The sequence below is a fragment of the Neisseria mucosa genome (genome assembly GCF_003044445.1).
Classification (GTDB): domain Bacteria; phylum Pseudomonadota; class Gammaproteobacteria; order Burkholderiales; family Neisseriaceae; genus Neisseria; species Neisseria mucosa_A.
This window is the reverse complement of the sequence record NZ_POWX01000011.1, coordinates 52,658-66,970: the sequence shown is the minus strand read 5'-3', so window position 1 is coordinate 66,970 and position 14,313 is coordinate 52,658. Positions and strand designations below refer to the sequence as shown.

General features: G+C 52.2%; 11 protein-coding genes and 1 pseudogene. 8 read left to right on the top strand and 4 right to left on the bottom strand.

Annotated features, from left to right (window positions below):
• Window positions 1-17: 17 nt before the first annotated feature.
• Window positions 18-1,940 carry an ATP-binding cassette domain-containing protein gene (locus DBY90_RS07660; RefSeq protein WP_107986932.1) on the top strand — a complete coding sequence of 641 codons (1,923 nt, stop codon included), beginning with the start codon at window positions 18-20 and terminating at the stop codon, window positions 1,938-1,940.
• Between the two features lie 238 nt (window positions 1,941-2,178).
• The gene (locus tag DBY90_RS07655; protein ID WP_070491632.1) at window positions 2,179-2,547 is read left to right on the top strand and encodes a nucleolar protein; all 369 of its coding nucleotides are present in this window, start codon (window positions 2,179-2,181) and stop codon (window positions 2,545-2,547) included.
• Window positions 2,548-2,596: 49 nt separating this feature from the next.
• Here DBY90_RS07655 and DBY90_RS12860 read toward each other — a convergent pair.
• Window positions 2,597-2,707, bottom strand: a pseudogene (locus DBY90_RS12860) (IS5/IS1182 family transposase); the annotation flags it as partial.
• A 100-nt stretch (window positions 2,708-2,807) separates the two neighbouring features.
• Between DBY90_RS12860 and DBY90_RS07650 the strand changes: the two are divergent.
• A complete protein-coding gene (locus DBY90_RS07650) occupies window positions 2,808-3,359 on the top strand; it encodes a hypothetical protein (protein ID WP_199904706.1) in 552 nt (183 codons plus the stop codon).
• 323 nt (window positions 3,360-3,682) lie between these two features.
• Here the strand turns inward: DBY90_RS07650 and folE2 are convergent, their stop codons facing one another.
• On the bottom strand, window positions 3,683-4,456 hold the full coding sequence (gene folE2, locus DBY90_RS07645; RefSeq protein ID WP_039855731.1) for a GTP cyclohydrolase FolE2: 774 nt from the start codon (window positions 4,454-4,456) through the stop codon (window positions 3,683-3,685).
• A gap of 181 nt (window positions 4,457-4,637) precedes the next feature.
• On the opposite strand from folE2, the gene DBY90_RS07640 reads away from it, so the two are divergent.
• The 4 genes from DBY90_RS07640 (at window position 4,638) to hflX (ending at window position 8,614) form a co-directional block, all read left to right on the top strand.
• Window positions 4,638-5,795 (top strand): trans-sulfuration enzyme family protein, encoded by a 1,158-nt coding sequence (locus tag DBY90_RS07640; RefSeq protein ID WP_107986928.1) that lies wholly within the window; start codon window positions 4,638-4,640, stop codon window positions 5,793-5,795.
• Window positions 5,796-5,887: 92 nt separating this feature from the next.
• A complete protein-coding gene (locus tag DBY90_RS07635; protein WP_003777679.1) occupies window positions 5,888-6,346 on the top strand; it encodes an META domain-containing protein in 459 nt (152 codons plus the stop codon).
• Between the two features lie 283 nt (window positions 6,347-6,629).
• Entirely contained in the window at window positions 6,630-7,409 is a 780-nt protein-coding gene (locus tag DBY90_RS07625) for a ferredoxin--NADP reductase (RefSeq protein ID WP_107986926.1), read from the top strand.
• Between the two features lie 26 nt (window positions 7,410-7,435).
• Complete coding sequence (hflX, locus tag DBY90_RS07620) at window positions 7,436-8,614, top strand: GTPase HflX (protein ID WP_070491758.1); 1,179 nt, start codon at window positions 7,436-7,438, stop codon at window positions 8,612-8,614.
• Window positions 8,615-8,920: 306 nt separating this feature from the next.
• Here the strand turns inward: hflX and DBY90_RS13500 are convergent, their stop codons facing one another.
• Window positions 8,921-9,046 carry a hypothetical protein gene (locus DBY90_RS13500; RefSeq protein WP_267894289.1) on the bottom strand — a complete coding sequence of 42 codons (126 nt, stop codon included), beginning with the start codon at window positions 9,044-9,046 and terminating at the stop codon, window positions 8,921-8,923.
• 418 nt (window positions 9,047-9,464) lie between these two features.
• On the opposite strand from DBY90_RS13500, the gene DBY90_RS07610 reads away from it, so the two are divergent.
• Window positions 9,465-11,936: a heavy metal translocating P-type ATPase gene (locus tag DBY90_RS07610; protein WP_070491760.1), complete on the top strand. Its 2,472-nt coding sequence runs from the start codon at window positions 9,465-9,467 to the stop codon at window positions 11,934-11,936.
• Window positions 11,937-12,144: 208 nt separating this feature from the next.
• On the opposite strand, the gene DBY90_RS07605 is transcribed toward DBY90_RS07610, so the two are convergent.
• A complete protein-coding gene (locus DBY90_RS07605; protein WP_070491762.1) occupies window positions 12,145-14,172 on the bottom strand; it encodes a BCCT family transporter in 2,028 nt (675 codons plus the stop codon).
• Between the last annotated feature and the right edge of the window lie 141 nt (window positions 14,173-14,313).

Here is a 14,313-nt window from a genome sequence, read left to right as displayed (position 1 = left end):
GCCCGTCCCTTACCATCATGATTGAAATCAAGAACCTCACCCTGCAACGCGGTTTGAAAGTCCTGCTCGACAAAGCCAACGCCACCGTCAATCCCGGTCAGCGCGTCGGTTTAATCGGTAAAAACGGGACGGGAAAATCCAGCCTGTTTGCCTTAATCAAGGGTGAAATCACTCAGGATGGCGGCGATATCTCGATTCCGAAAAATTGGCGGATTGCTTCCGTTTCCCAAGAAACGCCGGACTTGGACATCTCCGCGTTGGATTATGTTTTGCAGGGCGATGCCGAGTTGCAGGCTTTTCAGACGACCTTGGCGCAGGCGGAAGCGCAAAATGACGGCATGAAACAGGCGGAATATCATGCCAAATTGGAAGAAATCGACGCTTATACCGCGCCGGCCCGTGCGGCGAAATTGTTGAACGGGCTGGGTTTTTCGCAAGAAGAACACAGCCGTCCCGTCAAATCCTTTTCCGGCGGCTGGCGTATGCGCCTGAATCTTGCGCAAGCCTTGATTTGCCGCGCCGATTTGCTCTTACTTGACGAACCGACCAACCACTTGGATTTGGAAACCGTATTGTGGCTGGAAAACCACCTTGCCTCTTTACCCTGCACGCAAATCATCATTTCCCACGACCGTGATTTTCTCAATGCGGCAACCACCCAAACCATTGAATTGTCGCAGCAAAAACTCACGCAATACGGCGGCAATTACGATTTTTACCAAAACGAACGTGCGCAGCGTCTCGCGCAGCAACAAGCCGCCTATGTCAAACAGCAGGCGCAAATCAAACATCTGCAATCCTTTATCGACCGCTTCAAAGCCAAAGCCACCAAAGCCGTTCAAGCGCAAAGCCGCATGAAGGCGTTGGCGAAGCTCGAACGCATCGCTCCCGCGCATCTGGACAGCGAGTTTTCCTTTGAGTTTTACAATCCCGACCATCTGCCCAATCCTTTGCTGAAGCTGGAACACGCTGATTTGGGGTACGAAGGCAAAACCGTCCTGCACGACATTACCCTGTCGCTGGAAAGCGGTGCACGCTACGGGCTATTGGGTGTTAACGGCAGCGGTAAATCTACGTTTATCAAAGCCTTGGCAGGAAAAATTGATTTGCTCTCCGGCAGCATCATCCGTTCCGAAAAACTCAATATCGGTTATTTTGCCCAGCACCAGCTCGATACCATCCGCGCCGACCAAAGCCCTGTTTGGCACATTCAGCAGCTTTCTCCCGAAGTGCGCGAACAAGAAATCCGAAATTTCCTCGGCGGCTTCAACTTTGTCGGCGACATGGCGTTGCAGAAAACCGAGCCGTTTTCCGGCGGAGAAAAAGCCCGTCTCGCCCTTGCCATGATCATCTGGCAAAAGCCAAATCTGCTGCTGCTTGACGAGCCGACCAACCATTTGGACTTGGATATGCGCCACGCCCTGACGCTCGCGTTGCAAAGTTTCCAAGGTGCATTAATCGTCGTATCGCACGACCGCAGCCTGCTCGAAGCGACTACCGACAGCTTCCTCCTGATTGACAAAGGTCGTCTGAAAAACTTTGACGGCGACTTAAATGACTACCGTCAATGGCGGTTGGCACAGGAAAATGCCACAGCCGCACCTGCTGCTTCCGCGCAAAGCCAAAACCGCAAGGACACCAAGCGTATCGAAGCGCAAATCCGTCAAGAAAAAGCCCGACGCGGTAAGCCGATACAACAGAAAATCGACAAAGCCGAAAAAGAAATGGCGCAGCTTTCTGAAATTCAAACGGTATGTGAAGCATTTTTGGCACAAGAAGAAGCCTATTCGGACGAAAATAAAACAAAATTACAACAAACACTCACACAATTAACAGAAATTAAAGTAAAATTAACACAAATAGAAGAAAACTGGCTTTTGTGGCAAGAAGAGCTGGAGCAAATCCTGACGGAAATCGACGCAGAATTTACACAAATATAAATATCCTGTTGTCCGAGTTTCCGTATCCGCCTTCAGAAGCTGATATAGTGGATTAAATTTAAATCAGGACAAGGCGACGAAGCCGCAGACAGTACAGATAGTACGGCAAGGCGAGGCAACGCCGTACTGGTTTAAAGTTAATCCACTATAAAAATACAGTTTGGCATAGTGATTTAAGATTGCCGGACTGCATAAAAACAAAAATAGGTCGTCTGAAAACTCAAACTACGGAAAACTCATGCGTTCACGAATCAAGCAAGGAGCACTTATCGTCGCATCCTCCCTCATTTTGGGCTTATCCCTCCACACCGCAGCAGCCGTCTTCAGTTGCCATTCAGGCAACAGCAAAACCTATACATCCGAACCTTCGGGAAACTGCACAGGCGCAGACCTGCCCAAAATCAGCAGCCACCAAGGCGGTGCATATCGTTTGAAAATCAACAAATTAAGCAGTGGTACCGAAGAAAAGGCAGCTAAACCAAAGAAGGCGCGTTCAAAAGAAAAATCTCGGGAAAAAGCGCAAGAGCAAGATGCAAAGAGCAAAAACGCCAAATCTCGCGCCAAAAAATCGGATAAAGCCGCACAAACGTCGTCTGAAAACGAGTGAAGCAACTTTCGCTAAAATTAAGAGGGCGGTTTGCAAACTTTGAAATTTATAGTGGATTAACTTTAAACCAGTACGGCGTTGCCTCGCCTTGCCGTACTATCTGTACTGTCTGTGGCTTCGTCGCCTTGTCCTGATTTAAATTTAATCCACTATAAAAAGTCGTCCGCCCTAATTTGAGCGAACAAACCAGGATTGTTATACTATTACAGTTGAATGCAATATTTATCGAACAATTACTTATTTCACATTACGACCTTACCATGAAACAATCACTCCACACATTGGCAGCTTCATTGCTGATGTTTGCCGCCGTATCCGGCGCACAAGCCTCCCCCAAGATCTATACCTGTACAGTCAACGGCGAAGTCATCTATACATCGCGTCCATCTGGAAACTGCCATTCGGCGGATTTACCGACCATAGGTAAATACAGCAGCTCGCGCTACGACGCGCCCGCCTTTGAAATATCGGAATCTGCTGCCGAAACGCCGTCAAAACGAGCCGGTAACGTAAAACCTGCACCTAAAAATACTGCTAAGGCAAATCCTGCACCTGCGCCCATCCGTCCTGCCCCTGAAGTCGCAGCAACGCCTGCGCCCAAATCCTCCGGCAGCACTAGCCGCCGTTCGATTTTGGAAACAGAATTGAGCAACGAACGTAAAGCGTTGGGTGAAGCGCAAAAATCTCTGGCGCAAGCCCGTGTAGCCAAAGGCGGTCATGTCAACCAACAGGAAATCACCAGTCTGCAAAGCGCGGTGCTCGACCGCCAGCAAAACATCCAAGCCCTGCAAAGGGAATTGGGGCGACTATGATAATTTATAGTGGATTAACTTTAAACCAGTACGGCGTTGCCTCGCCTTAGCTCGAAGAGAACGATTCTCTAAGGTGCTGAAGCACCAAGTGAATCGGTTCCGTACTATCTGTACTGTCTTCGGCTTCGTCGCCTTGTCCTGATTTAAATTTAATCCACTATAGTTAACCGGGTAGAAGCTTTAAACTAAATAAGAGAGGCATCACCCTTGTCCTAAATGAAGTTCTATAAAATCAATCCACGAACACAAAAGGTCGTCTGAAAACTGATTTTCCGGTTTTCAGACGACCTTTTCGATTTTTCGTTTGTTTATTTTTCGCTTGTTTAAGGATACGCAATATAGGCGTAAGCCGAGTGGTTGTGTATCGACTCGAAGTTTTCGCTCTCGACGATGAAGCTTTCGATGCGTCCGTCAGCAATCAGCGCGGTGGCTACGTCGCGCACCATGTCTTCCACGAATTTCGGGTTTTCATAGGCTTTTTCGGTAACGTATTTTTCATCGGGGCGTTTGAGCAGTCCGTAAAGCTGGCAGCTTGCTTGCGCTTCCACGCAGTCGATGATTTCTTCGATACCGACTTCGGCGTTGGCAGTCAGGCTGACGGTAACGTGCGAACGTTGGTTGTGCGCGCCGTATTGCGAAATTTCTTTGGAACACGGACACAATGAGGTTACGGGAACCATCACTTTCAAATTATGGCTGTATGTACCGTTTTTGATTTCGCCCGTCAGGGTAACGTCGTAGTCCAGCAGGGATTGGATGCCGGAAATGGGCGCGGATTTTTTGCGGAAGAAGGGGAAGGAAACGCTGATTTTGCCGGAATGAGAGTCTAAAAGCGCAACCATTTCGGCAGTCAGTTTGTGTAGCCTGTCGAAATCCAAAGCCTCGGTTTGTTGCTCCATCAATGCCACGAAGCGCGACATATGCGTGCCTTTTTGGTCGGCGGGCAGGAAAACCGTCATGGTCAGGCGGGCGACGGTAGATTGGCTACCTTCGGCGGTATTTAAAGTAATCGGAAAGCGCAGGTCTTTGATACCGACCTGGTTAATCGGCAGATTGCGTAAATCGCGGCTGGATTGCACGTCTGCAATGGCGTTCATGCGTTGTTTGTCCTTAATTGTCGGATTGCTGGGATGTGTGTCGTTTGGAAACGGATTCATGCCGTCCGTTTTGCAAATGCGAGATTATATCACTTGCAAACCGTGTCCGCATTGATTGTTTCTATTTTTCGGATAGTGATAAAATCCTGAATTATTCATATCTTTACAAGGTTGAACCGAGATGAAATTCGCCACCAAAGTCATCCATTCCAGCTACGATTGCGACGAACACAACCGCGCGCTGATGCCGCCGATTTATCAGAACAGTATGTTCGCGCTGCACGAAATCGGCGAGCAGGTTCCTTATCGCTATTCGCGTCTGAGTAATCCGACCCGTCAGGTTTTGGAATACACGGTTGCCGATTTGGAACGCGGGGCGGCGGGTTTTGCCTTTTCCAGCGGTATGGCGGGCATCGATGCCGTGTGGCGCACATTCTTGCGTCCGGGCGATACCATCGTCGCCGTCGCCGATATTTACGGCGGCGCGTATGACTTGCTGGTTGACGTATATAAAGAGTGGGGTGTGAACGTCGTTTTTGCTGATTTGGGCAACCCCGACCGCTTGGACGAGCTGCTTGCCGCGCACAATGTGAAACTGGTTTGGCTGGAAACCCCGTCCAACCCGCTTTTGCGGCTGGTGGACATCAAAGCGCTTGCCGCCAAAGCCCACGCCGCCAGCGCGCTGGTCGGCATCGACAACACCTTCGCCACGCCGCATCTGCAACAGCCGCTGGAGATGGGCTGCGATATCGTGTTCCACTCCGCCACCAAATACCTTTGCGGCCACTCCGACGTCTTGATGGGCATCGTCGCCGTCAAAACCAAAGAACTGGCGAAACCGCTGCACGACATGATGGTGCATACCGGCGCGATTGCCGGCCCGATGGATTGCTGGTTGGTGTTGCGCGGCATCAAAACGCTCGCCTTGCGCATGGAGGCGCACTGCAAAAACGCGCTCGACATCGCCCGCCGCCTCGAAGCCCATCCCGCCGTGGAAAAAGTGTTCTATCCCGGCCTGCCGTCGCACGAACATTACGAACTGGCGAAAACACAAATGCCCAAAGGCATAGGCGGCGTGGTCACGGTTTACCTCAAAAACGACACGCGCGAAGCGGCAAACAGCGTGATTAAAAACATGAAACTGGTCAAAATGGCATCCAGCCTCGGCGGCGTCGAAAGTTTGGTCAACCATTGCTATTCCCAGTCCCACAGCGGCGTACCGCACGACGTGAAAATGGAGATGGGCATCAAAGTCGGCCTGCTGCGCTTCTCCATCGGTATTGAAGACGCGGACGATATTTGGAACGATATTTCCAAGGCTTTGGATTTGACGCTGTAAGATAAAGAGGTCGTCTGAAAAGTGCGTAGCGGGTTTCGCTGAAGCGGTTTCAGACGACCTTTTAGCTGACCTCACGTTAGAAAGGCAAAATCATGAAAACCCTGATCCCCACCCTTATGACCGCAATCATTCTGACCGCCTGTACTTCGCCTGCTGAAAAACCGCAGCCGTCCCAACCTGTCACGTCGTCTGAAAAACCATCCGAACCCCGTCAAGCGTCAACGCCGGCTTTGGCAGCGAAATGGTTTGTGGTTTCTTTCGACAAATTCACCGAAAAAGATTTGGCGGGCAGAACGGCTTTTTTGGATTTGAGCAAAATGCCCAAGGCGCATGGCAAGATGGGTTGCAATCATTTGACGCTTCAAGCGCAGGAAGCCGGAGCGGGCAAAATTGATTTTGGTCCGATTGCCACGACGATGATGCTGTGTGAAGACATGAAGCTGGAAGAGGCTTTCTTGAACATGAAAAGCGTGTGGAACTATCGTTTCGACGGCAATGATCTGATTTTGGAGCAAAACGGCAAAACCATGCGCCTGCGCCGTCAGCCGTAAAATTTGAGTTTCAGTTCCGCTTCAAGGTCGTCTGAAAACCGGACAATCAGGTTTTCAGACGACCTTACGTCAAGCGAACGGGTATAATATAGTGGATTAAATTTAAATCAGGACAAGGCGACGAAGCCGCAGACAGTACAGATAGTACGGAACCGATTCACTTGGTGCTTCAGCACCTTAGAGAATCGTTCTCTTTGAGCTAAGGCGAGGTAACGCCGTACTGGTTTAAAGTTAATCCACTATACCTTCCGTTTCCCATCCCGCACACACAAGGAATCCCATTATGGCAGCCTCGCCCGAAGCCAAGTTTACCGAAGAAAAAGTCTTGTGGATTAAACACCATACGCCCAAGCTGATGACTTTTGCCATCAGCCGCCCCGAATCCTACCGCTTCTCGGCGGGGCAGTTTTCGCGGCTCGGTTTTCGCGACGGCGAAGGCTTTATCTGGCGCGCGTATTCCGTCGTGTCCGCCGAATACGCCGACACGCTCGAATATTTTGCCGTCTTGATTGAAGGCGGTCCCATGTCCGCGCGGTTTGCCGCCATGAAAGAGGGCGACACCATACTGCTCGATAAAACCGCTACGGGCTTCCTCCTGCCCGAACGCTTCCCCGACGGCAAGGATTTGGTCATGCTCTGCACCGGTTCGGGCATCGCACCTTTCCTCTCCATCATCGAGCAACCCGAAATCTGGCAGCGTTTCGACCGCTTGGTTTTGACGCACTCGGTTTCTTTCGCCGGCGAACTGATTTTCAGACGACGTGTTGAAGCGTTGAAAGGCCATCCGCTGATTGGCGAGCATTTCCACAAATTCCGCTTCGTCCCCATCACCACGCGCGAGGAAACCGAAGGCGCGTTGAGCGGCAAGCGCATTCCCGATTTGCTGAAAGACGGCAGCCTCGAAGCATACGCGGGATTCAAGTTTACCAAAGCGGATACGCGCTTTATGGTCTGCGGCAATCCCGCGATGGTCAAAGACACGTTCCAAGCCCTGATGGACTTGGGCTTCGCCATGCACCGCAACCGTATCCCCGGCGAAATTATGATGGAAAACGGGTTTTAAGCCCTTTGAAAAAGAAAGGATTTTCCTTGTCCAAACGCAACATTTTCCCCGTCGACAAATCTTTGGAGCAACCCGAACGCGTGATGCTGGTCGGGGTGATGTTGAGTGCGGATTATTCGGGCGCGAACGAAGTGCGCGAGCGAACTTTTCAGACGACCTTGGACGAGGCGGCGGAATTGGTCGCGGCGGCGGGCGGCGAGCTGGTGTTGTGGGAGACCGCCAAGCGCGACAAGGCGCATACGGCTTATTTTGTCGGCACGGGCAAGGCGGAGGAGCTGGCGGCGGCGGTGAAGCTGCACGACATCGGCTTGGCGGTGTTCAACCATGAATTGACGCCGACGCAGGAGCGCAATTTGGAAAAAATCCTGCAATGCCGCGTTCTCGACCGCGTGGGTCTGATTTTGGCGATTTTTGCCAAACGCGCCCAATCGCAAGAGGGTAAATTGCAGGTGGAGCTGGCGCAGTTGAACCATTTGAGCGGACGGCTGGTGCGCGGCTACGGACATTTGCAGAGCCAGAAGGGCGGTATCGGCTTGAAAGGGCCGGGCGAGACGCAGTTGGAAACCGACCGCCGCTTAATCGGGCAGAAAATCACGGCGTTGAAAAAACAGTTGGCGCAAGTGAAAAAACAACGTGCCACGCGCCGCAAATCGCGGATGGAAGGTCGTCTGAAAACCTTTGCCATCGTCGGTTATACCAATGCGGGCAAATCCAGCCTGTTCAACCGTCTGACCAAGGCGGACGTGTTGGCGAAAGATCAGCTTTTCGCCACGTTGGATACGACAGCACGGCGTTTGTTTTTGTCGCACGAGGCGGGCGTGATTCTGACGGATACGGTCGGGTTCGTCCGCGATTTGCCGCACAAGCTGGTGTCGGCATTTTCGGCGACGTTGGAGGAAACGGCTTTGGCGGACGTGTTGCTACACGTCGTTGATGCGTCCAATCCCGATTTCGAGCGGCAGATGGACGATGTGAATGTGGTTTTGGAGGAAATCGGCGCGCATGAAGTGCCTCAGCTTGTCGTGTACAACAAAATCGACCTGCTGCCGGAAGGTGTGCGCGAGGCGGGCGTGTTGCGGGATAATTCGGGACGCGCCGTCGGCGTGAATATTTCGGTAACGAAAAGTCTGGGCTTGGACGCTTTGCGCGAGGCGATGATTGAACGGGCGTTGGAAAACGGCGGTAAAAGGTCGTCTGAAAACTGAGAATCCGAATATAGTGGATTAACAAAAATCAGGACAAGGCGACGAAGCCGCAGACAGTACAGATAGTACGGCAAGGCGAGGCAACGCCGTACTGGTTTAAAGTTAATCCACTATAAAAACAGGATGTTTTGACTGCCGCTGTTTCTCAATGGAAAAGGCGGCGGGGCGGACTTCGATTTCAATCCGGTGTATCTGCCGCCGCGTGTTTCAAAAGGTCGTCTGAAAAATAAAGGCCGTTTGGAAAACAAAGATAAATCAGGGAGGGTTTATCTTTATTTCCAAACGGCCGTTTAAAAGGTTTCCCTCTTAGAGGGGGATGAGGCGGCGTTTTTTCATAACGTTTTCGTAAATCATCCATGCCGCCAAGCTCAGGTAGGCGACGCTGGACAGGATGCCGATAACGGCAAAGATAGGTAGCAGGCGATCAATCATAATGTTTTCCCGAGTAAGTAGTTAATGAAAATTTTTGTGTAAAAGCGTAATGTTTTGTATTTTTTGTCGCACTGTTTGTACGGAATATGCGCATAGTATGCAACTTCCAGTCGGGTAGGTCAACAAAAATGTGGTGCGTTTTTTTAAAAAAGTTCCGTTTTTACATTAAAATAATCGGTAAATTCGCACGATATACGGTATCAGAACGCAACCGTTCGTCTGTTGATAAGCGGATACATTATTGAAAAATATAAATAAAAGTAATAAAAATATGCAAATTGTTTTAAAATGAACGTTTTGTAAAATATTTTTAAAAATCTGCTAAAAAGCGACACTTTAATAAAGTTTACATTTTTAAACATTTCAAATCCAAGTTTCAAACGGCAAACCACCTGCCGCACACCATCAGGCACATATTATGAATCAAACGGAAAGAACCTGTTTCCATTGCGGTCTGGAAGTCCCCGAACACCTCCATTTGACCGTCCGCTACGAAAATGAAGACCATGAAACCTGCTGCGCGGGTTGTCAGGCGGTGGCGCAGAGCATTATTGATGCAGGTTTGGGCAATTATTACAAACAGCGTACCGCCGACGCGGAAAAATCCGAATTGCCGCCGCCGGAAATGTTGTCGCAATTGAAATTGTACGATTTACCCGAAGTGCAGGCGGATTTTGTCGAGGTCGGGGAAGGGGATGAACGCGAGGCGGTGTTGATGCTGGGCGGTATTACCTGCGCGGCGTGCGTGTGGTTGATTGAGCAACAGCTTTTGCGGACGGCGGGCGTGGTTCGCGTGGATTTGAATTACAGTACGCACCGCTGCCGCGTGGTCTGGGACGAGGGCAAAATCGCGCTGTCGGACATTCTTTTGAAAATCCGCAAAACAGGTTATACCGCCGCGCCTTACGATGCGCAAAAAGTTGAGGCGCAGGCGCAGAAAGAGCGCAAACAGTTTATCGTCAGACTGGCGGTGGCGGGTTTGGGCATGATGCAGACGATGATGTTTGCCGTACCGACCTATCTTTACGGCGGAGAAATCGAGCCGCTGTTTTTGGAAATCCTGCACTGGGGCGGCTTTTTGATGGTGCTGCCCGTCGTGTTTTACAGCGCGTTGCCGTTTTACCGCGGCGCGTGGCGCGATTGGAAAAACCGCCGCGTCGGCATGGATACGCCGATTGCGATTGCCGTCGTGATGACCTTTGTCGCGGGTATTTACAGCCTTGCCGTCAACGCGGGGCAGGGGATGTATTTCGAATCCATCGCCATGCTGCTGTTTTTCCTGTTGGGCGGGCGGTTTATGGAACAAATCGCAAGGCGCAGGGCAGGGGATGCGGCGGAGCGGCTGGTAAAACTCGTTCCCGCGTTCTGCCACCGCCTTCCGTCTTATCCCGACAGCGAGGAAATCGAAGAAGCGGCGGTTGTACAGCTTCAGGCGGGCGACGTGATCGTCGTCAAACCGGGCGAGGTCATTCCTGTGGACGGCACGGTGTTGTCCGGCGAGAGCGAAGTGGACGAAGCCATGTTGACAGGCGAGAGCCTGCCTGTTGTCAAAAGGTCGTCTGAAAGCGTTACCGCAGGCACGCTCAATACGGGCAGCCCGCTTGTTATCCGAACCGACCGCACCGGCAACAACACGCGCCTGTCGCACATCGTCAAACTGCTCGACCGCGCGCTCGCCCAAAAACCGCGCGCCGCCGAGCTTGCTGAGAAATACGCCTCCAGCTTCGTGTTCGGCGAATTGCTGCTTGCTATCCCTGTCTTTATTGGCTGGACATGGTATGCCGACGCGCAAACCGCCTTGTGGATTACCGTCGCGCTGCTCGTTATCACTTGTCCGTGCGCACTCTCGCTTGCCACGCCGACCGCGCTTGCCGCCTCCACAGGCGCGCTTGCCGACGAAGGCGTGTTAATCAGCGGCAAACAAAGCCTCGAAACACTCGCCCAAATCGACAACGTCGTGTTCGACAAAACCGGCACGCTGACCAAAGGACAACTTTCCGTCAGCCGAATCATCAACTTAGGTCGTCTGAAAACAGAAGAAGCGCTCGCCGCCGCACAAGCTCTAGAATATCAATCCGAACACCCCATCGCCCGCGCCATCTTGAACCACACGCTTTCAGACGACCCCAGCCCCGCGCCCGAATACACAGTTTCCCAACGCGTCAACCGCATCGGACAAGGCGTCAGCGCGCAAATGACCTACAAAGGCGAAACCCAAGTTTGGGCATTGGGACGCGCCGATTTCGTCGCTGGAATAGCCGGCGTGTTGCCTGACGAAGCCGCCGACATCCAACACGCAGGCAGCATGGTGTTTCTCGGCAACCAAAGCGGTTTTCAAGCTGTTTTCCTGCTCGAAGACCAAATCAAAGACAGCGCCGCCGCCATGCTCAACATCCTCAAACAACAAGGCATCCGCACACACCTACTCAGCGGCGACCGCACAAATGCCGTCGCACAAGTCGCGCAGGCGCTCGGTTTGGACACCTGCCGCGCCGAAGCCGCACCCGAAGACAAGCTTGCCTATGTTGAAGAATTGCAGAAACAAGGCAGAAAAGTCTTGATGGTCGGCGACGGTATCAACGACGCCCCCGTCCTCGCCCAAGCCGACGTATCCGCTGCCGTCGCAGCAGGCGCCGATGTCGCACGCGACGGCGCCGATCTGGTCTTGCTCAACGACGACTTGAACATCCTGCCCGCTACCATCGCCCAAGCCCGCCGCACGCGCGAAATCATCCGCCAAAACCTCGCCTGGGCAAGCGCATACAACATCATCGCCGTCCCGCTCGCCGTCTTAGGCTACGTCAAACCCTGGATTGCCGCATTAGGCATGAGCATCAGCTCGCTGTTTGTCGTGGGTAATGCGTTGAGATTGTTGAAGAAAAGAAAATAGTTAATTTTGGAAGAAAGAGGTCGTCTGAAAAACCGGATTTGGGGTTTTCAGACGACGTTTTTATTTGGGTTTTTGAAAGATAGATTGGGTGGTGGCTTTTCGTGGGCAAAGCCCACGCTACGGGAGTTGCAAATACATGAAGAAAGGTCGTCTGAAAACGGGAAATCCGTTTTCAGACGACCTTTGTTGCAACTTATTCAAACAAAACTTATTCCGCCAATTCGGTTTGCTGGTGCGACATGAGTTCTTGTCCGACATCGGTCAGGAGGTTGAGGTAACGCTCGTACTGCTTGAGGATGTCGGCGATGAGTTCGCGGCGGTTCATGTATTGCACGTCGTAGCCGCTGCGGCCGTCGAAGAAGTAGGTGTAAGGTTCGTAGGTTACGTTGTGGCGGATGTGCGGGAGGTGGCCGTCTTTGATAAGTTGTTCGGACACTTCGCGCTTGATGGTTTTAATGCCGTACATGAAGTCGCGCAGGGACTCTTTGTGGATGGTGAATTCGACGGCGGGTTCTTCGCGGTCGAAGTGGGTTTGGATGTTGACGCTCAGGCTGTATTTGTCGGACAGCTCCTCGCCCAGTTCGCGCATGGCGGGCAGGGCTGTGGTTTTGAGGAACTTGAGGATGTCTTGTTCCTGCGTTTGGTTCAGCATACGCTCAAGCCTGTCTTGCCAGTTGTCGCCGCTCCAATAGACGCTGGAAGCGGTAACGGCGGTGCTGAAGTATTTGTGGTCGGCGTTTAGCCCGCGCATGAGGCTGAAGCACATAACCAGCATGAGCATGGCGAAAGGCAGGGCGACGATGAGGGTCATGGTTTGCAGGGTGGGCAGTCCGCCGAAGCGCAAGAGGACGATGGCGGCGGCAGACATCAACAATCCCCACATCACTGCCTGCCAGCGCGGGGCGATCAGGCTTTTGTCGCGGGAGGCGATGTTGTTGAGGACGTAAATGCCGGAGTCGGCGGAGGTAATGAAGAAGAGGGCGATCACTGTGAGGCTGACGAATCCGGTAATGGTCGGCAGCGGCAGGTATTCGAGGAAGCGGAAAAGGAGTTTTTCGGGCGTCCCGGTCAATGAGCCGAGTGCGCCTCCTGCGACGTGGTCGTTAATCCAAATGGCGGTGTCGCCGAAGATGGTGAACCAGATGACGCAGAACAAGGAAGGAACGGCCAAAACGCCAAAAATAAATTCGCGTATGGTGCGTCCGCGCGAGATTCGGGCGATGAAGAGTCCGACGAAAGGCGCCCAAGAACACCACCACGCCCAGTATAAGATGGTCCAGCCGCCGAACCATTCGGTGTGGTTTTGTTCGTAGCTGTACGTTTTGAAACTAAGTTGTATGAGGTTGCTCAGGTAAGTACCGAGGTTGTCGTTGAAAGCGGAAAGCAGGTGGAGGGTCGGGCCGGTGGCGAGGACGAAGAACATCAGCGCGAAGGCAAAGGTCAGGTTCAATTCGCTCAGTATTTTCACGCCTTTGCCTATGCCGGAGGCGGCAGAAGCGATTGCCATGCCCATGACGATGAAAATCATGACGGTTTGCATGGAAAAGGTATTTTCTTCAATCCAGCCCAGTTGTTCCAAGCCTGCGCCCAACTGCGTCGCGCCGAAGCCGAGCGTGGTGATGATACCGAACAGGGTGGCGACCAGCGCAAGAATGTCGATGATGTCGCCCGCCTTGCCGTCGGTTTTCTCTTTCAACAAGGGATAGAAGCAGGAACGCAACGAGAGCGGGAGTTTGTAGCGGAAGGCAAAATAGGCAAGCGCCAAGGCGATGACGGCGTAAACCGACCAGGCATGTACGCCCCAGTGGAAAAGCGTATGGAGCAAAGCGTCTTGTTGTTTGATCCCGTCGCCGCCTTCCGTGATGGGGGAAAGGTAGTGGGTGAGCGGTTCCGCCACGCCGAAAAACATCAACCCGACGCCCATACCTGCGGCAAAGAGCATGGCAATCCAAGACCAAAAGCTAAATTCAGGCTCTTCTTCGTTGGTGCCCAGTTTGATGTTGCCGAAGCTGCTGACTGAAAGGGCGAGCAGGAAGAAGAAAAAGGCAGAAAACGCCAAGATGTAAAACCAACTGAAATTTTTGAACACGCCAGCTTTTGCGGCATTGAGGACGGTTTCCGCCTGTTGCGGCACCAAAAGCGCGATGCCGATGACCAGCAGCACGAAAGCGAGCGTTACCGAGACGACAAAAGGATTAAACGAAGACCGATTGCGTAAAAAATGAAATAAAGACAAACCTTGACCTCCTTTTAGGATGGTGAGGCAGGCGGACGCGGGCGCAAGGCCGTATATGGTTGATTAACAAAAACTGGGAATAAAACATGGTCTGTCGGACGAGATCCGAGACCTTCCCGATTTTTGGTAATCCACTATATA